This window comes from Pseudomonas sp. NY15181 (assembly GCF_048068055.1).
In the GTDB taxonomy this organism is placed as follows: Bacteria; Pseudomonadota; Gammaproteobacteria; order Pseudomonadales; family Pseudomonadaceae; genus Pseudomonas.
The window spans coordinates 89512-112113 of the sequence record NZ_JBLUPT010000006.1 but is presented as its reverse complement, the minus strand read 5'-3'; the positions used below and the strand labels follow the sequence as shown (position 1 = coordinate 112113).

Annotated in this window: 23 protein-coding genes; 10 read left to right on the top strand and 13 right to left on the bottom strand. The window is 66.0% G+C overall.

Translation table 11 applies throughout. The annotated features are described in order from the left end of the window. Positions 1-7 precede the first annotated feature (7 nt). The 3 genes from ACNFBT_RS15835 to aroC are packed head-to-tail and all read right to left on the bottom strand — an operon-like array spanning position 8 to position 2928. A complete protein-coding gene (locus ACNFBT_RS15835; protein ID WP_416750856.1) occupies positions 8-631 on the bottom strand; it encodes a methylthioribulose 1-phosphate dehydratase in 624 nt (207 codons plus the stop codon). After that, a complete protein-coding gene (locus tag ACNFBT_RS15830) occupies positions 615-1778 on the bottom strand; it encodes an MFS transporter (protein WP_416751213.1) in 1164 nt (387 codons plus the stop codon). Before ACNFBT_RS15830 ends, ACNFBT_RS15835 begins: the two co-directional genes overlap by 17 nt. A 58-nt stretch (positions 1779-1836) precedes the next feature. Beyond that, entirely contained in the window at positions 1837-2928 is a 1092-nt protein-coding gene (gene aroC, locus ACNFBT_RS15825; RefSeq protein ID WP_416750854.1) for a chorismate synthase, read from the bottom strand. A 122-nt stretch (positions 2929-3050) separates the two neighbouring features. On the opposite strand from aroC, the gene ACNFBT_RS15820 reads away from it, so the two are divergent. Both ACNFBT_RS15820 and ACNFBT_RS15815 read left to right on the top strand, forming a co-directional pair. Continuing rightward, complete coding sequence (locus ACNFBT_RS15820) at positions 3051-4082, top strand: alpha/beta hydrolase (RefSeq protein ID WP_416750852.1); 1032 nt, start codon at positions 3051-3053, stop codon at positions 4080-4082. A 47-nt stretch (positions 4083-4129) separates the two neighbouring features. Then, entirely contained in the window at positions 4130-4915 is a 786-nt protein-coding gene (locus ACNFBT_RS15815; protein ID WP_416750850.1) for a hypothetical protein, read from the top strand. A 161-nt stretch (positions 4916-5076) separates the two neighbouring features. On the opposite strand, the gene prmB is transcribed toward ACNFBT_RS15815, so the two are convergent. Continuing rightward, positions 5077-5994 (bottom strand): 50S ribosomal protein L3 N(5)-glutamine methyltransferase, encoded by a 918-nt coding sequence (gene prmB, locus ACNFBT_RS15810; protein WP_416750848.1) that lies wholly within the window; start codon positions 5992-5994, stop codon positions 5077-5079. 178 nt (positions 5995-6172) lie between these two features. Here prmB and ACNFBT_RS15805 point away from each other — a divergent pair, with 178 nt between their 5' ends. The 4 genes from ACNFBT_RS15805 to folE all read left to right on the top strand — a co-directional run bounded on the left by ACNFBT_RS15805 (position 6173) and on the right by folE (position 8559). Then, positions 6173-6769 carry a cysteine hydrolase family protein gene (locus ACNFBT_RS15805; RefSeq protein ID WP_416750846.1) on the top strand — a complete coding sequence of 199 codons (597 nt, stop codon included), beginning with the start codon at positions 6173-6175 and terminating at the stop codon, positions 6767-6769. 171 nt (positions 6770-6940) lie between these two features. Continuing rightward, positions 6941-7258 carry a hypothetical protein gene (locus ACNFBT_RS15800; RefSeq protein ID WP_416750845.1) on the top strand — a complete coding sequence of 106 codons (318 nt, stop codon included), beginning with the start codon at positions 6941-6943 and terminating at the stop codon, positions 7256-7258. Between the two features lie 67 nt (positions 7259-7325). Continuing rightward, on the top strand, positions 7326-7883 hold the full coding sequence (locus ACNFBT_RS15795; protein ID WP_416750843.1) for a Smr/MutS family protein: 558 nt from the start codon (positions 7326-7328) through the stop codon (positions 7881-7883). Between the two features lie 130 nt (positions 7884-8013). Further along, positions 8014-8559, top strand: a complete 546-nt coding sequence (gene folE / locus ACNFBT_RS15790) for a GTP cyclohydrolase I FolE (RefSeq protein WP_015476787.1) — start codon at positions 8014-8016, stop codon at positions 8557-8559. A gap of 63 nt (positions 8560-8622) precedes the next feature. Here the strand turns inward: folE and ACNFBT_RS15785 are convergent, their stop codons facing one another. From ACNFBT_RS15785 to ACNFBT_RS15770, 4 genes are all read right to left on the bottom strand, one after another. Then, the gene (locus ACNFBT_RS15785; protein WP_416750840.1) at positions 8623-9471 is read right to left on the bottom strand and encodes a cache domain-containing protein; all 849 of its coding nucleotides are present in this window, start codon (positions 9469-9471) and stop codon (positions 8623-8625) included. A gap of 98 nt (positions 9472-9569) precedes the next feature. Then, positions 9570-10031, bottom strand: a complete 462-nt coding sequence (locus tag ACNFBT_RS15780; protein ID WP_416750838.1) for a bacteriohemerythrin — start codon at positions 10029-10031, stop codon at positions 9570-9572. Between the two features lie 435 nt (positions 10032-10466). After that, positions 10467-11069, bottom strand: coding sequence for a glutathione S-transferase family protein (locus tag ACNFBT_RS15775; protein WP_275607765.1), 603 nt, complete (start codon positions 11067-11069; stop codon positions 10467-10469). 9 nt (positions 11070-11078) lie between these two features. Then, positions 11079-12245: a PLP-dependent aminotransferase family protein gene (locus ACNFBT_RS15770; RefSeq protein ID WP_416750835.1), complete on the bottom strand. Its 1167-nt coding sequence runs from the start codon at positions 12243-12245 to the stop codon at positions 11079-11081. An 82-nt stretch (positions 12246-12327) separates the two neighbouring features. On the opposite strand from ACNFBT_RS15770, the gene ACNFBT_RS15765 reads away from it, so the two are divergent. Then, complete coding sequence (locus tag ACNFBT_RS15765; protein ID WP_416750833.1) at positions 12328-12771, top strand: MarR family winged helix-turn-helix transcriptional regulator; 444 nt, start codon at positions 12328-12330, stop codon at positions 12769-12771. Here the strand turns inward: ACNFBT_RS15765 and ACNFBT_RS15760 are convergent. Next, complete coding sequence (locus tag ACNFBT_RS15760) at positions 12768-13409, bottom strand: hypothetical protein (protein ID WP_416750831.1); 642 nt, start codon at positions 13407-13409, stop codon at positions 12768-12770. The two genes, ACNFBT_RS15765 and ACNFBT_RS15760, sit on opposite strands and share 4 nt — an antisense overlap. Positions 13410-13581: 172 nt before the next feature. On the opposite strand from ACNFBT_RS15760, the gene ACNFBT_RS15755 reads away from it, so the two are divergent. Genes ACNFBT_RS15755 through ACNFBT_RS15745 form a run of 3 tightly spaced genes read left to right on the top strand, consistent with a single transcriptional unit; the run spans position 13582 to position 16606 of the window. Then, on the top strand, positions 13582-14184 hold the full coding sequence (locus tag ACNFBT_RS15755) for a LysE family translocator (RefSeq protein ID WP_416750829.1): 603 nt from the start codon (positions 13582-13584) through the stop codon (positions 14182-14184). A gap of 12 nt (positions 14185-14196) precedes the next feature. After that, a complete protein-coding gene (locus ACNFBT_RS15750) occupies positions 14197-15396 on the top strand; it encodes a benzoate/H(+) symporter BenE family transporter (RefSeq protein WP_416750827.1) in 1200 nt (399 codons plus the stop codon). Between the two features lie 46 nt (positions 15397-15442). Further along, on the top strand, positions 15443-16606 hold the full coding sequence (locus tag ACNFBT_RS15745) for an AAA family ATPase (protein WP_416750825.1): 1164 nt from the start codon (positions 15443-15445) through the stop codon (positions 16604-16606). A 460-nt stretch (positions 16607-17066) separates the two neighbouring features. On the opposite strand, the gene ACNFBT_RS15740 is transcribed toward ACNFBT_RS15745, so the two are convergent. The 4 genes from ACNFBT_RS15740 to ACNFBT_RS15725 all read right to left on the bottom strand — a co-directional run bounded on the left by ACNFBT_RS15740 (position 17067) and on the right by ACNFBT_RS15725 (position 22162). Further along, a complete protein-coding gene (locus ACNFBT_RS15740) occupies positions 17067-17258 on the bottom strand; it encodes a hypothetical protein (protein ID WP_416751211.1) in 192 nt (63 codons plus the stop codon). Positions 17259-17469: 211 nt separating this feature from the next. Further along, the gene (locus ACNFBT_RS15735) at positions 17470-18453 is read right to left on the bottom strand and encodes a fimbrial protein (protein ID WP_416750823.1); all 984 of its coding nucleotides are present in this window, start codon (positions 18451-18453) and stop codon (positions 17470-17472) included. Positions 18454-18557: 104 nt separating this feature from the next. Continuing rightward, positions 18558-19583 (bottom strand): fimbrial protein, encoded by a 1026-nt coding sequence (locus ACNFBT_RS15730; protein WP_416750821.1) that lies wholly within the window; start codon positions 19581-19583, stop codon positions 18558-18560. Positions 19584-19618: 35 nt separating this feature from the next. Then, the gene (locus tag ACNFBT_RS15725; RefSeq protein WP_416750819.1) at positions 19619-22162 is read right to left on the bottom strand and encodes a fimbria/pilus outer membrane usher protein; all 2544 of its coding nucleotides are present in this window, start codon (positions 22160-22162) and stop codon (positions 19619-19621) included. Positions 22163-22602 lie beyond the last annotated feature (440 nt).

The following is a 22602-nucleotide window of genomic DNA, read 5'->3' as shown; positions in this document are numbered from 1 at the left end:
GGGTTGTTCAGCGGGCGCCACGCAGGCTCAGCACCTTCAGCTCGCACTCGAAGAGGAACTCGAAGGCTTCGATCTGGCGCAGCGCATCGCTCATGCGTGGCCCCCAAGTGTACAGACCGTGGCCACGGATCAGATAACCGGGGCAATCGGGATGGGCGTCGAGCCAGGGCTGCACCTTGGCGGCCAGGCGGGCGATGTCCTGGTCATTGTCGAAGATCGGTACGGTCACGCGGCCTTCGTGGGTGGTGATGCCGGCGAAGGCCTTCTGCAATTCGTAGTCTTCCAGCTCCAGGCGGTCGCCTGCGGTCAGGCGCGAGAGCACGGTGGCGTTCACCGAATGGGTGTGCAGCACCGCGCCGATCTCCGGGCGCCAGGCGTAGAGCTGGGTGTGCAGCAGGGTTTCCGCCGAAGGCTTCTTGCCCGGTTCCAGGCTGTTGCCGGCCAGATCGGTCTCCAGCACGTCGTCGACGCCCAACTGGCCCTTGTGCTTGCCCGAAACGGTGAGCAGCGCGCGGTCGGCGGCCAGGCGCGTCGAATAGTTGCTGCTGGTGGCCGGCGACCAGCCGCGGCCGTAGAGGAAGCGCCCGGCTTCGATGATCTGCTGGGTCAGCTGTTCACGGGTGTCGTTCATGCGGGTCCTCGTTCAGACGGGTCCAGATGATAAAAGCGGCAGCCAGCGCGGCAAGGCTGGCGATGGCGAAAGTCCACGCCGGGCCAAGGCTACCCCAGCTGTAGCCGGAGTAAAGCGCGCCCAGCGCGCCGCCGGTCCCCGCCAGCGCGGCGTAGAGCGCCTGGCCCTGCCCCTGCTGGCGAGCCTGGAAGCTGCGCTGGACGAAATGAATGGCGGCAGCATGGAAACTGCCGAAGGTGGCGGCGTGCAGCAACTGGGCGAACAGCAGCACCGGCAAATGCCCGGCCAGCGTGCCCAGCAGCAGCCAGCGCAAGGCCGCCAGCAGGAAGCTCGCCGCCAGCACCTGGCGCAGGGAAAAGCGCTTGAGCAGGCGCGGCATGACCAGGAACAGCAGCACCTCGGCCACCACGCCCAGCGCCCAGAGCTGGCCGATCAGCCCGCGCGAGTAGCCGAGCGCTTCCAGGTGCAGGGTCAGAAAGGTGTAGTACGGGCCGTGGGACAACTGCATCAGGCCTACGCACAGGTAGAAGGCGAGCACACCGGGCTTGAGCAGTTGCTGGAGGAAGCCGCCGGCGCTGGCCTCGTCCTGGCGCACCGGCGGTTGCGCATTGGGCACCCACCAACTGGCGCCGATGATGCCGAGCATGATCGCCAGCAGCGCCAGCGGATAGGTATCCAGGCTGGCGCGCTCGAACAGCCAGCCGAGGCCGACCACGGTGCAGATGAAGCCGATGGAGCCCCACAGGCGGATGCGGCTGTAGCTCTCGGTGCGTCCGCTCAGGTGCGCGAGGGTGATCACCTCGAACTGCGGCAGCACGGCATGCCAGAAGAACGCATGCCCAGCCATCACCAGCGCCAGCCAGGCGTAGCTGTGACCCAGGAAGATGCCGGCGAAGCACAACGCCGTGCACACCGCGCCGAAGCGCACGATGGCCAGCCGCTGGCCGCTGCGGTCGCCCAGCCAACCCCACAGGTTGGGCGCCACGCAGCGCATCAGCATGGGGATGGCCACCAGCTCGCCGATGCGCGGAGCCGGGAAGCCAAGATGGTGGAAATACAGCGCGAGGAACGGCGCCGTCCCGCCCAGCAGGCAGAAGTAGAAGAAGTAGAAACTGGACAGCCGCCAGTAGGGAACCTGAGCCATCAGCGGCGGGAGTCGAGCGACACTCCCGCGAACCGGGCGGCTCGCGGGAGGTTCAGGTCACTCAAAGCTGGCCGAGGACCGGGGTGCCGACCTTCACGTCGGTGTTCTGCGCGCGGTGGCGCAGCAGGTGGTCGAGCAGCACGATGGCCATCATCGCCTCGGCGATGGGGGTGGCGCGGATGCCTACGCACGGGTCGTGGCGGCCCTTGGTGATCACCTCCACAGGGTTGCCGTCCACGTCGATGGAGCGGCCGGGGGTGGTGATGCTGGAAGTCGGCTTGAGCGCCAGGTGGGCGATGATCGGCTGGCCGCTGGAGATGCCGCCGAGGATGCCGCCGGCGTTGTTCGACAGGAAGCCTTCCGGGGTCAGCTCGTCGCGGTGCTCGGTGCCGCGCTGGGCAACGCTGGCGAAGCCGGCGCCGATTTCCACGCCCTTCACCGCGTTGATGCTCATCAGCGCGTGGGCCAGTTCCGCGTCCAGGCGATCGAAGATCGGCTCGCCCAGGCCCGGCGGCACGCCTTCGGCGACCACGGTGATCTTCGCGCCGACCGAATCCTGGTCGCGGCGCAGCTGGTCCATGTAGGCCTCCAGCTCCGGCACCTTGTCCGGGTCGGGGCTGAAGAAGGCGTTCTCTTCGACGCTGTCCCAGGTCTTGAACGGGACTTCGATCGGGCCGAGCTGGCTCATGTAGCCGCGCACGCTGATGCCCATGCCCGCCAGGGCCTTCTTGGCGATGGCGCCGGCGGCTACGCGCATGGCGGTCTCGCGCGCCGAGGAACGGCCGCCGCCACGGTAGTCGCGGATGCCGTACTTGTGGTGGTAGGTGTAGTCGGCGTGGGCCGGGCGGAACAGGTCCTTGATCGCCGAGTAGTCCTTGGACTTCTGGTCGGTGTTGCGGATCAGCAGGCCGATCGGGGTGCCGGTGGTCTTGCCCTCGAACACGCCGGAGAGGATTTCCACCTCGTCGGCTTCCTGGCGCTGGGTGGTGTGGCGGCTGGTGCCGGGCTTGCGGCGGTCCAGGTCGCGCTGCAGGTCTTCCAGGGAAATCTCCAGGCCGGGCGGGCAGCCGTCGACGATGGCGACCAGCGCCGGGCCGTGGCTTTCGCCAGCGGTGGTGACGGTGAACAGCTTGCCGTAGGTGTTGCCGGACATGCGAGGCTCCGCGGAAGACAGGGGATCAAAATGGCCGAGCAGTATACCTGCGTCAATCCGCCCTGCGAACCTTCGCGGGTATTGAGGATCAAAGCGCCATCACCTCCACCGTGAAGTCATCGATGCGCCGTCTCGCCCTCCTCTGCCTCTGCCTGTTCGCCAGCCTGCTCGGATCGACCGCGCAAGCCGCTCCCAGCAGCATCCTGCAGCGCCCCTACGACCTGGACACCGGCCACGGCGTGCTGCGCGGCACCCTGCTGCTGCCGCAGAGCGCAACCCCGCCGCCGGTCGCCCTGCTGATCGCCGGTTCCGGCCCCACCGACCGCGACGGCAACAACCCCGAGGGCGGCAACAACGGCTACCTGCGCAAGCTGGCCGAAGCGCTGGCGGAGAACGGCATCGCCAGCGTGCGCTATGACAAGCGCGGCGTGGCCCGCAGCCTGGCGGCGGCGCCACGGGAGGAAGAACTCAGCGTCGACGGTTACGTCGCCGACGTCATCGCCTGGAGCGACCGGCTGGCGCGCGACCCGCGCTTCGGCCGCCAGGTGCTGATCGGCCACAGCGAGGGCGCACTGATCGCCAGCCTGGCGGCGCCCAGGTCCCACGCCGACGAGCTGGTCTCGATCTCCGGCAGCTCCCGCCCCATCGGCGAGGTGCTGCGCGAGCAACTGCAGGGCCGCCTGCCGCCGCCCCTGCTGGCGCAGGCCAACCAACTGATCGACGACCTCAACGCCGGCCAGCTGCAGCCACGGGTGCCGCAGCCGCTGCTGGCGCTGTTCCGCCCCAGCGTGCAGCCCTACCTGATCTCGCTGTTCCACCAGGACCCGGCCCGCGCCTTCGCCGCGCTGAAGATGCCAACGCTGATCCTCCAGGGACGGCATGACATCCAGGTCGGCGAAGAAGACGCCCTGGCGCTCAAGCAGGCCAAGCCCGACAGCGAGCTGTACCTGATCGACGGCATGAACCACATCCTGCGCATCGTCCCGGCCAGCGGCCCGCAGCAGCTGGCCTCCTACAACAACCCCAACCTGCCTCTGGCGCGGGAGCTGGTGCAGCGCATCGTCGCCTTCGTGAAGACCACCCGCACCCTGCCCAACGCCACCCTCGCCTTATCTGGAGCGAACGTCTCAAGAAACGTCGAGATCTGTCGATAACCCCTGGGACAACCCCGGTCACGCCCACCGGGCCCGAGGATCGCTCCATGAACCAAGCCGAACCCACTCCCCTCGACGAAAGTGCCGCCCAGATCCCTGCCCGCCCCCACCCGTGGGCGGAACTGGCCCCGGAGCACTACCGCCTGCTGCGCCTGGCGCCGCTGCCCACCGACCGCTCGACCGGCGCGCGCCCGCTGCGCTTCGTCCAGCTCGGCCGGGTGGAACGCCACAGCAGCGAACAGAGCCTGCTGCGCCTGACCATCCAGCTGCCGGGACAGATGCTGCGCAAGGAAGTGAACCTGCTGGAGGTCTGGGCGGACCACCGCAACAAGGAAATCCGCTTCGGCGCCGACTCGGGCTTCGCCACCGAGCCGATGAACCGGGGCCTGGGCCGCTTCTTGCTGGCGCAAGGGGTGGGCTGGGCAAAGAAGAAGTGGTCGCACTACCGGGTAGAAGGTGGTGCGCTGGCGATGAAGGACGCGGTGAGCGAAGAGGCCCGCCAGCGCCGGGATCACTTCCTGCGCGCCCAGGGCTTCGATGTGATCTACGAGGACTCGGGGCTTCTCAAGGCGCGCTACAGCGTCGGCCGGGTCAGCGAGCTGTACGATGACTGGCACAAGGAGAAGGTGCAGATCCTGCCGCTGCTGGACGCCGCCGCCATGCTCGAAGCCGCCGACCACAACCTCGCCACCCAGGCCAGCGAAATCCGCCGCCTGGAGCAGCGCATCGAGACCTTCCGCCGCGACGACACCAGCCTGCGCTTCACCATCGCCTGCCTGACGGTGTTCGCGGTGTTCCAGGCGGGGCTGCTGATCTGGATCGCCACGCACTGAAGCGCGGCCTGCCCAGACGTCCGGAAACGTAGGGCGTACAACCGTTCGCGGTTGTACGCCGACACACCCAAGCCACCAATCACTCCATGGCCCAGCCGGACCTCGAACGAACCGCGACCAGGGCCACGCGGCGTATGACGCGGAGCGTTATACGCCCTGCCTCACGCCCCCTTCACCCGCGCCTTGAACAGCTCCTGATGATCCCGGCACTGCTGGGCCGAGAGCAGGAATACGCCATGGCCGCCGTACTCGAAGTCGAGCCAGGTGAAGTCCACTTCCGGATAGAGCGCCGCCACGTGCACCTGGCTGTTGCCCACCTCGACGACCAGGCTGCCGCGCTCGGTCAGGTGGTCCGCCGCCTCGGCCAGCATGCGCCGCACCAGGTCCAGGCCATCGTCGCCACAGGCCAGGCCCAGCGCCGGCTCGTGGTGGTATTCGGCGGGCATGTCGGCGAAGTCTTCGGCGTCGACATAGGGCGGGTTGGACACGATCAGGTCGAAGCGCTGCCCCGGCAGGCCGGCGAAGCCATCGCCCTGCACGGTGTAGACGCGCTCGCCCAGTTCGTGACGTTCGATGTTGATGTTGGCCACTTCCAGGGCATCGAAGGACAGGTCGCCCAGCACCACCTCGGCATCGGGGAAGGCGCTGGCGCAGGCGATGCCGATGCAGCCCGAGCCGGTGCAAAGATCAAGAATGCGCGCCGGATCGACCGCCAGCCAGGGCTCGAAACGGCGCTCGATCAGCTCGGCGATGGGCGAACGCGGCACCAGCACGCGCTCGTCGATCACGAACGGCAACCCGCAGAACCAGGCCTCGCCCAACAAGTAGGCGGTCGGCACGCGCTCTTCGATACGCCGGCGCAGCAGGTGCATCACGTACTCGCGCTCTTCATCCTCGAGGCGGCAGTCCAGGTAGGCATCGGCCATTTCCCACGGCAGATGCAGCGCACCGAGCACAAGTTGGCGGGCCTCGTCCCACGCGTTGTCGGTGCCATGACCGAAGAACAGCTCCTCGGCGTGGAAACGGCTGACCGCCCAGCGGATGTGGTCACGCAGGGTCAGCAAACGGGATTGAGTCACGGCGCAGTCCTCGCAGCTCGCAAAAAGGGGCGCATTCTACCGGAACGGCGACCCGCTGGCGCGCCCCGACCAGCTATCGTTGATATTGCCAATACCACTTTGGAGCGAGTTCGCAAAGATTCACAGGGGGCGCGTTACAGCCCACAATGGTGGCACGTGGATTATCAGGAGTTGAGACATGTCCCATCCGCTCAGCATGCTGCAGATCAGTGGACGCGGGTATCCGCCGGCCGCGCTGCGCCAGAGCACTCTGTTGATCATCGATGCCCAGGAGGAGTACCGCAGCGGCGTGCTGGCCCTGCCGGACCTGGATGCAGCGGTGGCGCAGATTCGTCTGCTGCTGGAGTCGGCCCGGGCCATGGGCACCCCGATCGTCCATGTGCACCACCTGGGCGTGCGTGGCGGCGTGCTCGACCCGCAGGGCCCGCGCGGCCAGTTCCTCCCCGAGCTCGCCCCGCTGCCGGGCGAAGTGGTGGTGGACAAGCGCCTGCCCAACGCCTTCGCCGGCACCGACCTGCATGACCGCCTGCAGGCCAACGGCCGTCTCGACGTGATCGTCTGCGGCTTCATGACCCATTCGAGCATCAGCACCACCGTGCGTGCCGCCAAGGACTACGGCTACCGCTGCACCCTGGTGGACGCCGCCTGCGCCACCCGCGACATCCCCACTCCGGAAGGCGGCGTGCTTGCCGCCCGTGAACTGCACCGGGCCGAAATCGCCGCCCTGGGCGACAACTTCGCCGCGGTGGTCTCGCAGGCCCAGGCCCTGGTCTGACACCGTCCGTCCCGACGGGCGGCAGCCACAACCGCCAGCGGTTAGGCTCAGCTAAGGCGCAGAGCCCGCGGCCCGGCTGCAACCCAGCCAGCCGCGCCTCCCGACCCCGGGGTTGGAACCCCTTCCAGCCCTGACCGGTCATAGCCTCGTTCACCAGATGAGGAAGTCGGGATGAAGTTGTCCGATAGTTATTCGCGCACCCTGCGTCCCAAGCGTCCGGGACGCTGGCGCTGGCGCTTCGCCGCCGCCCTGGCCGCGGTGATCGCCACCCTCGGCATTCTTTCCGCGATGGCCGGCGTCGCCGCGCTGTTGCGGCGCCAGCCTGCCGTGGGCGTGCTGCACATTGAGCCGGGTGCCGGGGCCGTCCTGCTGGTCATCGGCCTGCTCGGCCTGTGGCTGGGGGTGATGTTCTGGCGCGCCGCCCGCCGCCGGGCACGCGGCCGCGAGGGCCTGAGCCTGTCGCCGAGACTGATGAAGAAGCGCGACTGAGCGGCCTGCGGATATCCGCAAGCTCCGTGTGATCCGTTAAACTGCGCGGCTCTTCGTGGAGGTGCGCATGCAAGACGACGATTTTTCCCTGTTCAGCCGCGAGATGCGCGGCGTGAAGCGCATCGCCGTGGACCAGGCCGATACCGGCAAGCCCAAGGCCGACCGCAAGCAACTCAAGGAGCTACGGCAGAACGCGACCGTGCGCGTCGAGAACATCCGGGTGGACGGCCTCTCCGACCAGTTCGTCATCGACGTCGGCCCCGAGGACGAACTCTACTGGGCCCGTGATGGCGTCCAGGAAGGCCAGATGCGCAAGCTCAAGGCCGGCCAGATAGGCTTCGAGGGCAGCCTCGACTTGCACGGCATGAAGATCGAAAAGGCCCGCGAGACGCTCTGGGACTTCATCGCCGAAGCTGCCCGCTTCGAGGTCCGCTGCGTCCGCGTCACCCACGGCAAGGCCGCGCGCATCGACGGCAAGAGCCCGATGATGAAAAGCCACGTGAATACCTGGCTACGCCAGCATCCGCAGGTGCTCGGCTTCGCCTCCTGCCTGCCGCGCCACGGAGGCACCGGCGCCATCTATGTGATGCTGCGGCGGACCATGCTCGAAGGCCGGGACGAGTAAGCCGGGCCGAACGATTGGCGACAGCGCGGCCGCCATAACGCGCCAACCGGCACTCCGCCCTTGCCAGCCACAGCCGCGCGCCCTACCCTGCGCCACGGTTCTCATATTTGTCATTGCCACAGGTAGATCCATGTCCCTGGAACAACACTACTCCGCGATCCTCAGCCAGCTCGGTGAGGACGTCACCCGCGAAGGTCTGGTCGACACGCCCAAGCGTGCCGCCAAAGCCATGCAGTACCTCTGCCGTGGCTACCAGCAGACGCTGGAGGAGATCGTCAACGGCGCCCTGTTCAGCTCCGACAACAGTGAAATGGTGCTGGTCAAGGACATCGAGCTCTATTCGCTGTGCGAACACCACCTGCTGCCCTTCATCGGCAAGGCCCACGTCGCCTACATCCCCAACGGCAAGGTGCTGGGGCTGTCGAAGGTCGCGCGCATCGTCGACATGTACGCCCGTCGCCTGCAGATCCAGGAAAACATGTCGCGGCAGATCGCCGAGGCCGTGCAGCAGGTCACCGGCGCGCTGGGCGTGGCCGTGGTGATCGAGGCCAAGCACATGTGCATGATGATGCGCGGCGTGGAGAAGCAGAACTCCTCGATGGTCACCTCGGTGATGCTCGGCGAATTCCGCGAAAACGCCGCCACCCGCAGCGAGTTCCTCAGCCTGATCCGCTGAGCCGAACCGCCGCCATGAAAAAACCGGCCCGAGGGCCGGTTTTTTTCTACCTGCCGTTCCCGATCAGCGCGTGTAGTAACCCACCGCGACCATGTAATGGCCGACCTTGCGCAGGAAGGCGTGCTTGTTCTCCACCTGGGTGGTCACCGGGTTGCGCCACTGGTAGGCGAACTCCCCTTCGCCCTGGCCGCGGGCCAACTCCAGCATGGCGTGCCCGACCGGGTTTCCGCCCGGGTCCTTCAGCGTGGCGAAGTCGGTGCCGACCATACGGCTGTTGAAGCCGTGGGCGACGAACTTCGAGGTATCGAGATCGACGGCGAAAACATAGAGATCGTCTTCGATGAAGTTTCGATCGAGCGCATTGATCTTGCGAAAGGTGCCGTCAGGGTCGGCCTCGATGGCCTTCACCGCCTTGTCCAGCATCGCCATCGCCCGCTCCGGCGTGGCGCGCGGTATGTAATAGCCGGTGGCGATGAAGCGGTCGCCGACCCGCTCGTAGTACACGTGCTTGCGTTCGGTGCGGCCATCGGCCCAGTTCTTCCAGCGGTAGTCCGTCTGCTGGACCTTGCCGGTGACCGGCTGGGCAAGCGTCTTGGCGAACTGTTGGCGCAGGGCGGGATCGAGCGTCGTCGACATGTCGCGGCCGATCAGCACCACCGACGGCCCGCCGCTGGCCAGCATGGTGCCCTTGCTGTCCAGCACGAAGACGTAGAGATCACCATCGACGAACTCGCCCTGGCGGCTGAATGCCGCAAAGGCATTGTCGCCCTCCTTCTTGTAGTAGGCCACGGCCTTGGCCAGCAGCGCCTGGGCGCGCTTGGCCTCGGTCGGGGCCGTGGCCTGCGCGGCAAACAGGGAAAATGCAGACGTCAGCAGGGAAACCAGCAACAGCGATTTCAACAGCGTTTTCATACCGATGAACCCCCATGGCATGTCTTCTCGTTATGTAGCACTGAGCATAGATAGCCTTGGAGGTTTCGCGTCGCGACAGGGCCGATTTCCCCGGCGATTCAGCCGAAGAAGCGCTTCATCGAGCGCGACAGCCAGCCTCCCTGGCTCTGGTCGCGGGTCAGCTCCTGCATGCTGGCCTTCACCGCCTCAACGTAATTGGCGTCGTCGCTACGGATGTGATTGAACAGCCAGCGGCCCAGCAGGCCCTTGAGTTCATCCGCCACGTCCTCGCCGGACTCGAAGCGCATGCGGTAGTCGGAAACCCGCTTGATGAACAGCTCGTGCACCTTCTTGTGGGCGCGGGTGAACTGGTAGCCGGAGTCCTCCAACAGGGTCTCCTCGAAGGCGAAATGCGACAGGGTGTAGTCGACCAGCTCCTCGATCACGTTGCCCAGTAGCGCCCGGTCATGCTGCGCCTGCGCCTCGTGCAGCTGATTGATCATTTCGACGATGCGCTTGTGCTGCGTGTCGATTACCTGAATCCCGGTATCGAGATCCTCCTGCCAGACCAGATAGGCCATCTTTCCCCCTCACCCGCCGGGCGACGACACTGCCTGCGACTCGCACCCGGCCACATCGGAACGACCGCATGCAGCCGGGCAAGGTTAGGGATGGCGGCGGATCGTTGCCATGATGCGGGTCAAGTGGAAATTACCTAAGTGCATGATCTTGCAAGTTTTTTATTAGAAGGTCGGATTGCGCCGACTCTTCGAAATGGCGTAGGGCGTATAACGTTCGACGTTATACGCCGCTTGACCATGAGCACGCCGGGACCGGCCCGAAGCCGCAGCTTCGGGGCACTCCGAGGGTGGCAAGGGTGCCGATGATGTGCACGGTGTATCGGCGTACAACCGCGAACGGTTGTACGCCCTACGGATGCCAAGAAAATTGTTCCCGCCGGGAAAACAAAAACGCCGCTTCAGGGAAGCGGCGTTTTCAGGTGCGGGGCGGGACGCTTAGTCCTGCATGGTGACGTGCCGGGGATGATCGGCCACCCGCGCCAGCCAGGCATTGATCGCCGGGAAATTCGACAGGTCGAAACCGCCCTGGTGCGCCACATGGGTGTAGGCGTACAGGGTGATGTCGGCAATCGAATAGCGGTCGCCCACCAGATAGGGCGTCTGCTCCAGCTGCTTCTCCATCACCTTCAACGCCTTGTAGCCGCCCTTGTGGCAACTGGCGTACTCCTCGCGGCGCTCCTCGGGCAGGCCGAGGTAGAACTCGATGAAGCGCGCCACCGCCACATAGGGCTCGTGGCTGTACTGCTCGAAGAACTGCCACTGCAGGACCTGGGTGCGCAGGCGCGGTTCGCTGGGCAGCAGCTCGCTGCCATCGGCGAGGAAGTTGAGGATGGCGTTGGATTCCCACAGGCAGGTGCCGTCTTCCAGCTCCAGTACCGGCACCTTGCCGTTGGGGTTCTTCGCCAGGAATTCGGGGGTCTGGGTCTCGCCCTTGAGAATATCGATGTCGCGCCACTGGTAAGGCAGGCCGAGCAGGTGCAGGGCCAGCTTGACCTTGTAGCAGTTGCCGGAGAGTTGATCGCCGTAGACGGTGTACATGGTCGCTCCTCAGCTGGATTTGGCGGCTTGTGCGTCGCGGATCACGACAGCCAGGCGGCGCAGGCCCTCGCCCGCGCGCTCCGGCGCCACATGGCTGAAGTTCAGCCGCAGGTAGCCGGGGTTGGCATCCGGTTGGGTGAAGAAGGGTTCGCCGGGCATGAAGGCTACGTTCTGCGCCAGCGCGGCGTCCAGCAGCGTGCGGGTATCCAGCGGCTGCTTGAGCTTGAGCCAGTAGAACAGCCCCCCCTGCGGCACGTTCCACTCGGCCAGATCGGCGAAGTGCTCCTCCAGCTGCGCCTGCATGGCATCGCGGCGGATGCGGTAGAAGTCGCGCAGCTCGGCCAGGTGGCCACGGTAGGCCTCGGTGCCGAACCACTGCAGCGCCTGCCACTGGCCGACGCGGTTGGTGTGCAGGTCGGCGGACTGTTTCAGGCGCAGCAGGTGCGGGAACAGGTCCGGGGTGGCGATCAGGAAGCCCACGCGCAGGCCCGGCAGCAGCGTCTTGGAGACGGTGCCGGTGTAGATCCAGCTGGCCTTCTTCAGGCGGCTGACCAGCGGGGTCGCGGCACCCTCGTCGAACACCAGCTCGCGGTAGGGTTCGTCCTCGATCAGGGTCACGCCGAACTCGTCGAGCAGGACGGCCACCTCATCGCGGCGCTGTTCGCTGTAGCGCACGCCGGACGGATTCTGGAAAGTCGGGATCAGGTAGGCGAAGGCTGGCTTGCTGGTTTCCAGGCGCTGGCGCAGCGCGGTGACGTCCGGCCCCTCGGCGCCCAGCGGCACGGTCAGGCAGTGGGCGCCGAACAGCTGGAAGGCCTGCAAGGCAGCGAGATAGGTCGGCGCTTCGAGCAGCACTTCGGTGCCCGGATCGATGAACAACTTGCTGGCCAGGTCCAGGGTCTGCTGCGAGCCGCTGACGATCAGCACCTGGCTCGCCTCGCAGGGCACGCCCAGGCTTCGCGCTTCGGCGGCAATGGCCTCGCGCAGCGCCGGCTCGCCCTCGCTCATGCCGTACTGCCCCATCCCCACCGGCATCGCATCCCAGTCGACCTTCGGCAGCATGGCCTCGGCGGGCAGGCCACCAGCGAAGGACATCACTTCCGGGCGCTGCGCCGCGGCAAGGATTTCACGGATCAGGGAGCTTTTCAGACGGGCAATGCGTTCGGAGAAGGCCATGGGGGTCACCGGTAGCGTGAGCACGGAAGAATGAGTCAAACTGCTTGACCGAAGCTACGACGCCCGAGACGGATACGTCAATATGCCTGACCTAATAAAAAGCGCACTGCAACTCCAGGCCATCGAAGCCTTCTTCTACAGTTACCGGGCCTTCACCGCGAAACCGGACGAAATGCTTGCCCGCCGCGGGCTCAGCCGCGTCCACCACCGCATTCTGTTCTTCATCGCGCGCAATCCGGGCCTAAGCGTCAGCCAGCTGCTGGCCGCCCTGGGCGTGACCAAGCAAGCCCTGAACACCCCGCTGCGCCAACTGCTGGAAATGCACCTGATCCGCAGCGAAGCGGCGGACAGCGACAAGCGCAAGCGCCTGCTGGAACTGACGCCCGAAGGCAGCAAGCTGGAGAAGGCCCTGCGCCGCGAACAGGACCGCCTGTTGCAGCGCGCCTTCAGCGAGGCCGGCGAGGATGCGGTCCGGGGCTGGATGGCAGTGAACCAGGCCATCGCCCATCCGCAGGAGCGGGATTAACCCGTCACGCCATCCAGCTCCCGCGCGCCGCGCAGGAACATCAGCGCCAGCGGGATGGCGCTGGCCATCGCCAGCAGCGTGCCGGGCACGAACAGGATGACGGTCGCCAGGCAGCCGCCGACCACCACGTCGAACCAGCCCATCACCTTCACGGACGGGTAAGGCAGCGGAATCTTCAGCACCCGGATGCCGTACCAGAGCTGGGCGATGCCGCTGGGCAGGAACATCAGCAGGAACACCAGCGTCGCGGCGCTGTGGACCTCGTTGAACTGGACGTCGAACACCATGCTGTGGAGCTGCATCAGCACCGCCATGGCGATCGAGATCGCCATCGGCCAGCGCAGGCCACGGGCACCAAAGCGGTCCTCGAGGAAGCGGGTGCAGCGCCAGGTCAGGAAGCAGCCGAGCAACACGCTTAGCACACTCAGCCACACCTCCAGCTGCGGAACGGCCTCAAGGCCCGGCAGTCGATTGACGATCGACATCCCCAGCAGGACCAGCTCGGTCAACAGCAGGGCCAGGCTCAGCCCCGCGAGCACCCGCAACCCGCCGGCATTCCAGCGCCCATGCAGGAAAGGCTCCGGCGCCCGCGCGTCCACCAGCTCCACCTTCGGGGCGGCGTAAGGATTCTGCTCCATGGACCGTTGGCTCCAGGCTGACGATGGAGCTGCAACATACTTCGCCACGGCGGCGCCTGCCACCGCGACTGTACGGCCCACTCGGCCACTGGCTGTTACGGGACAGCCCCCACCACCGGCAGTAGTCTGCAAACACAATCAGTCTGCACAAGAACAAAACCGGTACTCCGCCATGCCCATCGAACTCCTCGGCGCTTTCGTGCTGTTCGCCTTCGTCACCTCCATCACCCCCGGCCCCAACAACATGATGTTGCTGGCCTCGGGCGTGAACTTCGGCGTGCGCCGGACCCTCCCGCACATGCTCGGCATCAGCATCGGCTTCCTGCTGCTGGTGGTCGCCGTGGGCACGGGCCTGCACCAGCTGTTCGAGCGCTTCCCGGCGAGCTACCAGGCGCTGCGCTACGCTGGCGGCGCCTACCTGCTCTACCTCGCCTGGAAGATCGCCCGCTCAGGCGCTCCCCAGGCAACCGGCGAGCACAACGCACGGCCGATGAGCTTCCTCCAGGCCGCCGCCTTCCAGTGGGTCAACCCCAAGGCCTGGGTCATGGCGGTGGGCGCCATCGCCACCTACCTGCCGCCCGACGCCTTCATCAGCAACGTGATCCTCCTGGCCACCCTGTTCGCCGTGGTCAACCTGCCCAGCGTAGGCGTCTGGACTATCCTCGGTAGCCTGCTGCGGCGCTGGCTGGAGAATCCCATGCGCCTGCGCCTGTTCAACCTGGGCATGGCCGCCCTGCTGGTCGCCTCGCTCTACCCGCTGCTCACCAGCGCCTGACGGAATCCGTGCATGACTAACACCACCCCTGCCTCCACGCCCCTGCGCCCGCTGGCCGACTCATCCCCCGCCGCCATCGTTGCCGGCTTCGTCGCCATGCTCACCGGCTACACCAGCTCGCTGGTGCTGATGTTCCAGGCCGGCCAGGCGGCGGGCCTCTCCACCGCGCAGATTTCCTCGTGGATCTGGGCGCTGTCCATCGGCATGGCGCTCACCACCATCGGCCTGACCCTGCGCTACCGCACGCCCATCGTCATCGCCTGGTCCACTCCCGGCGCCGCGCTGCTGATCAGCAGCCTGCCCGGCGTGCCCTATGGCGAGGCCATCGGCGCGTTCATCGTCTGCGCAGGGCTGATCACCCTGTGCGGCGTCACCGGCAGTTTCGACCGCCTGATGCGCCAGGTGCCCGGCTCGTTGGCCGCCGCCTTGCTGGCCGGCGTGCTGTTCCGCATCTGCGTCGAAATCCTCCACGCCGCCGAACAACAAACCCTGCTGGTGGTGGCGATGTTCCTCAGCTACCTCATCGCCAAGCGCCTGTCGCCGCGCTACGCGGTGTTTGCCGCATTGCTGGTGGGCATCGCCCTGGCCGGTTTCCTCGGCCTGCTCAACTTCAGCCACTTCCAGCTGGAAGTCGCGCGCCCGGTGTGGACCACCCCGAGCTTCTCCCTGGCCGCCACCATCAGCATCGGCATCCCGCTGTTCATCGTCGCCATGGCCTCGCAGAACATGCCGGGCCTCGCCGTGCTGCGCGCCGATGGCTACCCGGTGCCCGCCTCGCCGCTGATTTCCACTACCGGCATCGCCTCGCTGCTGCTGGCGCCCTTCGGCTCCCACGGCATCAACCTCGCGGCCATCAGCGCGGCCATCTGCACCGGCCCGGAAGCCCATGAGAACCCGCACAAGCGCTACACCGCCGCGCTCTGGTGCGGGCTGTTCTACGGCGTCGCCGGCATCTTCGGCGCCACCCTCGCCGCGCTGTTCGCCGCGCTGCCCAAGGCGCTGGTGCTGTCCATCGCCGCGCTGGCCCTGCTCGGCTCGATCACCAATGGCCTGACCAACGCCATGGCCGAAGCGCGCCAGCGCGAAGCGGCGATGGTCACCTTCCTGGTCACCGCCTCGGGCTTCACCCTGTTCTCCGTGGGCTCGGCCTTCTGGGGACTGGTCGCGGGCCTGCTGACACAGCTGGTACTGAACTGGCGCCGCGCGCCGTAAGACCCTTCTGCTAGCATCGGGCGAATCTCCGAACCGGATCGCCCGCATGCTGCACACCCTGGCCGTCGCCAACTACCGCTCGATCAATTCGCTGGTGCTGCCCCTGGGCCGGCTGAACCTGATCACCGGCGCCAACGGCAGCGGCAAGTCCAACCTCTACCGTGCCCTGCGCCTACTCGCCGAGACAGCGCAAGGCGGCGTGGTGAATGCGCTGGCCCGCGAGGGCGGACTGGAATCCACCTTCTGGGCCGGGCCGGAAACCCATTCGCGGCGCATGCGCACGGGCGAAGTGGAAGTCCAGGGCGGCCCGCGCAACGAAGTGAAGCGCCTGCGGCTGGGTTTTGCCGGCGAGGACTTCGGCTATGCCATCGCCCTCGGCCTGCCGCCACCGCCGGTGGTCAGCGCCTTCGGCCTGGACCCGGAGATCAAGCACGAGAGCATCTGGGCCGGCCCCTGGTACCGCCCCGCCTCGCTGCTGGTGGAGCGCAACGGCCCGATGCTGCGCGCCCGCGAAGGCCGCAGCTGGCAGGTGCTGGAGCAGCACATCCCGACCTTCGACAGCCTGTTCACCCAGATCGGCAGCGGCTCGGACTGCCCCGAAGCGCTGCTGCTGCGCGACCAGATTCGCGGCTGGCGTTTCTACGACCACTTCCGCACCGACGCCGACGCCCCCGCACGCCAACCTCAGTTGGGCACGCGCACACCGGTGCTGCACCACGATGGCCGAGACCTCGCCGCCGCGCTGCAAACCATCCGCGAAATCGGCGACGCCCGCGCCCTGGAGACCGCCATCGCCGACGCCTTCCCCGGCGCCGAACTGCAGATCGATTGCCAGCCCGGCGGCCGCTTCGCCGTGGCGCTGAAGCAGTACGGCCTGCTGCGCCCGCTGAGCGCTGCCGAACTCTCCGACGGCACCCTGCGCTACCTGCTGCTGATCGCCGCCCTGCTCACCCCGCGCCCGCCGTCGCTGATGGTGCTCAACGAACCGGAAACCAGCCTGCACCCGGATCTGCTGCCGGCGCTGGGGCGGCTGATCATCGAGGCGTCGAAGCACACCCAGGTCTGGGTCGTGTCCCACGCCAGCCGGCTGATTGCCACCCTGGAGGAACACCCCGAGTGCAACTGCCTGCACCTGGACAAGGAGCTGGGCCAGACGCGCATCCGCGACCAGGGCATGTTCGATGCCCCAGCGTGGCATTGGGCGGATTGACGGGCGATGAGGATTTGCAACTCTGTGTGGGAGCAACCCGTCGCTCCTACAGGTCAGGACCGGCGCGCAGGCTTTCGTAGGAGCGGATCTTATCCGCGATCCGCCGGCAGGGCCGGCGCCCGTCGAATGTGCGCAAGGCATTGGCATTCACCTGCCTCTCGGGATTCCTCCGCTATGGATTTCGCGGAAAGGGTCCGCTTGTACGAGATCAAGAGCCCCTCACCCTAACCCTCTCCCGCAAGCGGGAGAGGGGACCGTTCGGTGCAGGATGAAACCACTGCGTCAGCCGGCACAATCTGCCCCCTCTCCCTCTGGGAGAGGGCTGGGGTGAGGGGAATTCAGTGGCACGGACTTACCATAGAAGACAGTAGCTCCTAAGAAAGCGGTCCGTGCCGGGGTAGGCCTGTAGGAGCAGACTTCGTCCGCGATGAACCATCAGTTCTGGAGCCAGAAAAATCCATCAGTCTCCCTGGAGTTTCCCGGCCGCACCGGCCATCAGCCGCTGCTGCAACCGCCAGAGGAACGCCGTCTCATAGGCAATGCGCCGGCAGCCTCCTTCCTGCTTGCCGCGGCCGATGAAGAGCGCGATCCACAGGCTGGATTTGTGGTGTTCGACGCACCCGCGCTCGACCCGTTGAACGGCTTCCTCCATGGCGCCCTGGCAGTCCTCCGTCGCGACCCGGAGACCTAACCGGCGGCCATGCAGGCGCAGCAACGCGGCCTGCTAGAGGCTCTTCCGAAGCCTGTGCAGGACGCTTCCCGCGTACCTCGTCCCATTTGCTGAGGACGATTGGAGCAAAGGGGAATCTCCGCCGACGGGATGGAATGCCCAGATGCCAGGGCATCGCTTGCACGCCACTCCATCATTGGTACGACAGGGTGAAGGTGGCGACAGCGGAAACACTGCCCGGCGCTACGTCGCCCGTGCGGATATAGCGCACCGTAAGCGGAATCTGCGAGAGGCTGGTGGCGGCACCGAGGCTGATCTGGTTGGTGGTACCCATCGCGGCGGCATCAGGGCCGAAGGAAATGGGAACGCCGTTCCGATACAACTGCAGTTGCACGCCTTTGCTGCTGGAGCCGGGCGACAGTGTGAGGCGGTTGCCGGTGTTACCGGGCTGGGCATTGTCGGTGAAGGTGATGAACGCGTTGGCAGTGCCGGCCATGGAACAATCCAGGTTGAGGCTGAATGCCTTTTCTCCGGCGGTGGCCCCCACCTGGGAAAAGTCGCTGACCCTGACGGTCGGCAGGGTCACGTTGGTTGTGGTACTGGTGATGCTGCAGGTCCTGCCGGTGATGGCGGTACCGGACAGCAAGCGGATGGTGGCGACTCGCAAGCCATCGAGGCTGAACGTGGCGGTAGGAATTTCATTGACCACCCCCGTGCCGACGGGGCCCGTGACGACCAGTTCGGCGCCAAGGAAGGACGAGCCCCACGACCAGGTGCCCGCCCACGACTCGGAGGGGCCTTTTCCCCAATAGCGCCGGTACCCCGAGGTATTTCCGTCGTAGTAGCGAATACCGACTCCGGGAACGTCGGTGGCGTAGGTGAAGTTGGGATCGCCGGTAATCTGCGTGGTGCCAGTCACGGTACGCGAGACCATTCCCGGCGCCGTGCAGCTCGCAAACACGGAGGTGGCAGGAATGGCTGCCGTCTGGGCCGTTCCCAGCGATGTGCCGACGGCCGCGTTGCGTGGAATGGTGATCGACGGGATGGTGACGGTGTACTCCCGGTAAACCGCCCCGCCGGAGAAGCTGCATGCGGCCCATGCGCCGGTGCTCGATACCATGGACAGAACAAGAAATACTCCTTCAAGCGGCCCTCGTCCTGTTTTGCAGCTATACATCCCAGTTCCTCCTGTCTTGGCTCCTGGTGGACCAGTGAAGCACACGCGTCAGGAGCATTCCGCTTTCGGGTCCGTCCGCCCCGTCCAGGGAGCGCCGGTAAGGCCTACTGATAAGACAGGGTATAAGTAGCCACGGCATTGGCCTCGCCGGGACGTACTGTAGTCGCCGTCTTGATGTAGTTGGCAGTGAAGGGAATGGTCAACACACCGTTGGGCGAAGCACCGAGCGATATCTGGTTGGTGTTGCCTGCCATCGAAGCGTCGGGGCCAAAGCGTATCGGCGTGCCGTTACGCCGGACCTGAATCCCCACACCCGTGGCCTGAACCGGGCTGGGGCTAAGCGTCAGGGTATCGGAGCTGTTGCCCAGATTGTTGGCGTCACTGAGGGTCATGTAGACGTTCATGCCCGTGCTGCAATTGAGGCGGATATTGAAGCTCGCGTTGCCATCCGTGGTGCCCACCGGCCCCTGGAGTTTTGAGGAGCTGGTGATCGCCAGATCGACGGGGATGCTCACCGAACCCGCTTCCACGGAACATGTGGAGCTCGTGACATTGGTGGCAGACATATAGACCGGGAAGATGGCGGATTTGGAGCCATTGCTTTTTTCAGCGATGAAATGTTCGCCAATGGTCAGCTTGGCCACGGTCCCCGTACCAATCGGCTCCCCCGTGGCCACCAAGCGAGCCTTGGCGTGAAACCCCCATGCGGTCCAGGAAGCCTTGTAAAGATCAACCGCGGTAGGCTCCAGCACAACCCAGTCAGCCCCTGCATCCTTGGCAGCGACAATGACGCCGACCCCAGGGAGGGATGTGGCATACACCGGGTAGTCGATACCCGAATCGTTAATACGCTTGCCGGTAGGCACCAGTGCCCCTCGGGCCTGGCTATAGGCGCTGTTTGGATCGGTATAGGTACAGGCACTCTCGCCTACCACGTAGCCCGATTCGATCCAGGCGCTCAGTGGTGTGCCCAGGCCGCGATCGCGAGGCACGCTGATGCTGGCGGGCATGTCCAGTGTCACACCGGCGGCGGCTGTGCATTTCACCACGGCTTGCGCTCCCGGCACCGCGCCGATGAGCAGCACGGCAGCCAGCAATCCCGTTGCAACGCTTGTATGATCTCTGCTCATCATTGCTCCCTTTCCAGACCAGTCACTGCTGCTGGTCACTGGCATGGCTGATTCAAGGTTTCCATTGGCTTGGCGCCGTCAGCGCCCTGTTGTGGCAGTCGATATGTAATGACGCACTGGCGCCCGCCGTCATCCAGCGGGACATGCAACTCTCCCTTGTCCTTGTCGACACGAACGAAGATCTTGCCGCCCTGCCCGACCACGCCGACTTCCTGATTTTTCTCATCGTAGACGCTGGCGCCGAACGGCAGCGGGCTGCCGTCGCTCTGGCGGCTCTGGATCAGCAGTGCATGGCCGTAGACCGCCTCGAACTTGACCAGCATGACGGCGCCGCTGCGCGGTACGACGTCCTGCGTGGTGCTCTTGAGCTCGACCTCGTCGGACAGTCCCTTGGGGTCCAGCTCCAGTGTGTTCACCCGGTAGGCCGTCAGGTACGGCACCACGGCCTGTCCCTTGCCATCGAGCTTGACGTTGCTGGCGCTGCTGACCTGGGCACCGACGGCGCCGGGTGCGTCGATGATGGCGATGCTGTCGCCCAGGGTCTGGCCGAAGGTGACGCCATTGGGGTGGGCGACCACGGAGCCGGCGATGCCGGCCGACAGTTGGCGGTAGTCGCGGCCCTGGCTCACGGAACCATTGAGGGTGCCGTAGGAGTCGCGGTATTGGGCATTGCCGCCCAGGCTTGCGGCATTCTGGCCGTCGGCCGGGCTGTCGTAGGCGCTGGTGATGCCGTAGTTGATCTGCCCGTCATTGCCGGCGGTGCCGCTCAAGGTGCTCTGCAGGTTGCTGGCGCCGCTGCTGCTGCGGCTGACACTGCTGGTGAGGTACGGGCGGTTGCTGCCAGTCGCGCCGATGGGCAGGGAGACGCTGAGCAGCATCTGGTTCTCTGCATTGCCGAAGGCGTCCTGGGTACGGGAGGCGCTGACGGAGGCGCTGCCCCAGTTCCAGCTGTGGTTGTAGCCGGCCTGGAACTGGGTGTCGGAACCCGTATCGTTCCAGTAGTTCTGCCGTGAGCCGCTGACGAACAGGTAGCCGCGCCCGACATTCTGGCTGACGTTGATTTCGCTGCGGCTGCGGGCACGGCGGATGGCATCTGCGCCGCCTTTCTCGTCGCCGTACTCCTGGAGCTGGTCCCGCGCGTTCAGGGCATCGTTGAGGCCGAAGTAGCCATCGGTGGAGTAGCGGTAGGACGCGACGGTGAAGTGCGTGCCGGTGCTCTGCAGGATCTTGTTGTAGCTGATGCGCACCGAGCGGCCGCTGTACTGTTGCCCCTCCAGGTCAGTGCTGGCCTGGGTCAGGTCCGCGCCGAAGGCACCGTACTCGGTGTTGAGTACGCCGCCCAGGAGCGCGGAGGTGTAGCCGTCGGAGATCGAGCTGCCGGTGTAGGCGGTGACGCTGTTGGTGATGCCGCGCTGGTAGGTGGCCTGGGCGACGTAGGGGCTGTAGCCGTATGTGAGGTCCCGCACCTGGCCGACGCTTGCGGTGTAGCGCGAAACGCCGGGGCGCAGGGAGCGGGCCACCGAGGAGAACGGTACGGTGAAGCGGCTTTCCTGGCCACTGGCCTCGGTCACGGTGACGTCGAGGTCTCCATTGTCGCTGGCGGGGTTGAGGTCGCTGATTTCGAAGGCACCGGGGGCGACGGTTTCCTCGTGGATGATGTAGCCGTTCTGGCGAATGGTGACGCGCGCGTTGGTGGCGGCGATGCCGCGCACGACTGGCGCGTAGCCGCGCTGGGAGTCGGGCAGCATGCGGTCGTCGCTGTTCAGGCGCAGACCACGCAGGGGGACCGAGTCGAACAGGTCACCATCGGTATAGGCGTCGCCAAGGGTGAGCTGGGAACGGAGCGAGTCGACGTCACGCTGGGCGAAGGTGGCCAGCTTCTGCAGGGACTTGCCGTCCTGCCCCCAGTTGAGCGACGAGCGCTGGCGCAGGCGCCAGTCGCCCAGGTTCAGCCCGCCATTGAGGCTGGCATAGGCGGTCTGCTGGTCGCTGCCCTGGCTGCTGCTCTGGTAACCGTTGAGGTTGTAGTCGAGGAAGCCGGCGTTGACACCACGGTCCCAGCGCTCGGGGCTGACGTAGCCGCGTGGGTTGCGGCGCAGCATGGCCTGGGGAATGCTCAGGTCCAGGCGCTGCTCACCGACATCGATGCTGGCGCTGGCGCCTTCGATGAGGGCCGACAGGTCGAGGCAGTCGCCGGTCAGCTTGTCCTGTGGCAGTTGGTCGAGCTTGACGCCGAACTGCTCCAATTGCAGGCGCGAGAAACATGCCTTGCCACGACCGGGTTGATCGCCGGCAACGAAGCGGATGTCCTGGGGTCCGACGGGCGTTCCATTGAGCTGCACGGCCAGGTTGTAGACACCCGGCTCGACCAGATTGCTTTCACGGAAGCGCGACAGGTTCATCGAGCGTGCCCCCTGCCCCCAGAGCATGTCGCTTTCGAAGTCGGCCACCTCGCCTTCATCCACATCCGCCAGTGCAAGGCCACTGCAAAGGCCGCTCAGCAGGCAGACGGCCAGCGCCAGCGGCTTGAGCTGGAAGGTCATGAGCTTGAGAGACGGGAGGTGACGTGTGCTGTTCATGATTGAGCCTCGTGGGTGTCCTGCGGACGGCCCCTTGTTCTCGGGCATAAACGGGCTCCTCCCGGCGCATTGGCGGGTGTCCAGAAGGAGCGTGGTCGGAAGCGGTCTAAGCGGGACTGGCCGCCTGGATCAGTGCGAGGTGATCACTCGCGCGCGGCGAATGGTCGTCGTGGGCGGGGATGCCCGGCACTTTCGGAAATGGTCTTCAGCGAGATGTTCATGGCATGAGCCCTGCGGTTGAGGTGCTCTCCGCCTTGTCGGCAAGTGCGGAAGCGATGGGTTCAGTCTCCGCCTGACGCACGAATCGCCCTACCGTAACTTCCCGTCAAATGCGTAGGAATTTTCTCAACCAATAGCTGGCTATCGAGTGGGACGAAGAAGCGATTCTTCTTCGAACGAAGGTGCCTGCGCCGGCCAGCAGGCGGCCGGGCAAGGCGGTC

What these genes read in the sequence shown, in the direction of transcription:
- ACNFBT_RS15835 (WP_416750856.1), bottom strand. Translation starts at nt 631, where the DNA reads ATGAACGACACCCGTGAACAGCTGACCCAGCAGATCATCGAAGCCGGG.
- ACNFBT_RS15795 (WP_416750843.1), top strand. Translation starts at nt 7,326, where the DNA reads ATGCAAGACGACGATTTTTCCCTGTTCAGCCGCGAGATGCGCGGCGTG.
- ACNFBT_RS15805 (WP_416750846.1), top strand. Translation starts at nt 6,173, where the DNA reads ATGTCCCATCCGCTCAGCATGCTGCAGATCAGTGGACGCGGGTATCCG.
- ACNFBT_RS15765 (WP_416750833.1), top strand. Translation starts at nt 12,328, where the DNA reads ATGCCTGACCTAATAAAAAGCGCACTGCAACTCCAGGCCATCGAAGCC.
- ACNFBT_RS15815 (WP_416750850.1), top strand. Translation starts at nt 4,130, where the DNA reads ATGAACCAAGCCGAACCCACTCCCCTCGACGAAAGTGCCGCCCAGATC.
- ACNFBT_RS15740 (WP_416751211.1), bottom strand. Translation starts at nt 17,258, where the DNA reads ATGGAGGAAGCCGTTCAACGGGTCGAGCGCGGGTGCGTCGAACACCAC.
- ACNFBT_RS15770 (WP_416750835.1), bottom strand. Translation starts at nt 12,245, where the DNA reads ATGGCCTTCTCCGAACGCATTGCCCGTCTGAAAAGCTCCCTGATCCGT.
- ACNFBT_RS15725 (WP_416750819.1), bottom strand. Translation starts at nt 22,162, where the DNA reads ATGAACAGCACACGTCACCTCCCGTCTCTCAAGCTCATGACCTTCCAG.
- ACNFBT_RS15780 (WP_416750838.1), bottom strand. Translation starts at nt 10,031, where the DNA reads ATGGCCTATCTGGTCTGGCAGGAGGATCTCGATACCGGGATTCAGGTA.
- ACNFBT_RS15745 (WP_416750825.1), top strand. Translation starts at nt 15,443, where the DNA reads ATGCTGCACACCCTGGCCGTCGCCAACTACCGCTCGATCAATTCGCTG.
- ACNFBT_RS15820 (WP_416750852.1), top strand. Translation starts at nt 3,051, where the DNA reads ATGCGCCGTCTCGCCCTCCTCTGCCTCTGCCTGTTCGCCAGCCTGCTC.
- aroC (WP_416750854.1), bottom strand. Translation starts at nt 2,928, where the DNA reads ATGTCCGGCAACACCTACGGCAAGCTGTTCACCGTCACCACCGCTGGC.
- ACNFBT_RS15735 (WP_416750823.1), bottom strand. Translation starts at nt 18,453, where the DNA reads ATGTATAGCTGCAAAACAGGACGAGGGCCGCTTGAAGGAGTATTTCTT.
- ACNFBT_RS15775 (WP_275607765.1), bottom strand. Translation starts at nt 11,069, where the DNA reads ATGTACACCGTCTACGGCGATCAACTCTCCGGCAACTGCTACAAGGTC.
- ACNFBT_RS15800 (WP_416750845.1), top strand. Translation starts at nt 6,941, where the DNA reads ATGAAGTTGTCCGATAGTTATTCGCGCACCCTGCGTCCCAAGCGTCCG.
- ACNFBT_RS15730 (WP_416750821.1), bottom strand. Translation starts at nt 19,583, where the DNA reads ATGAGCAGAGATCATACAAGCGTTGCAACGGGATTGCTGGCTGCCGTG.
- folE (WP_015476787.1), top strand. Translation starts at nt 8,014, where the DNA reads ATGTCCCTGGAACAACACTACTCCGCGATCCTCAGCCAGCTCGGTGAG.
- ACNFBT_RS15785 (WP_416750840.1), bottom strand. Translation starts at nt 9,471, where the DNA reads ATGAAAACGCTGTTGAAATCGCTGTTGCTGGTTTCCCTGCTGACGTCT.
- ACNFBT_RS15760 (WP_416750831.1), bottom strand. Translation starts at nt 13,409, where the DNA reads ATGGAGCAGAATCCTTACGCCGCCCCGAAGGTGGAGCTGGTGGACGCG.
- ACNFBT_RS15750 (WP_416750827.1), top strand. Translation starts at nt 14,197, where the DNA reads ATGACTAACACCACCCCTGCCTCCACGCCCCTGCGCCCGCTGGCCGAC.
- ACNFBT_RS15755 (WP_416750829.1), top strand. Translation starts at nt 13,582, where the DNA reads ATGCCCATCGAACTCCTCGGCGCTTTCGTGCTGTTCGCCTTCGTCACC.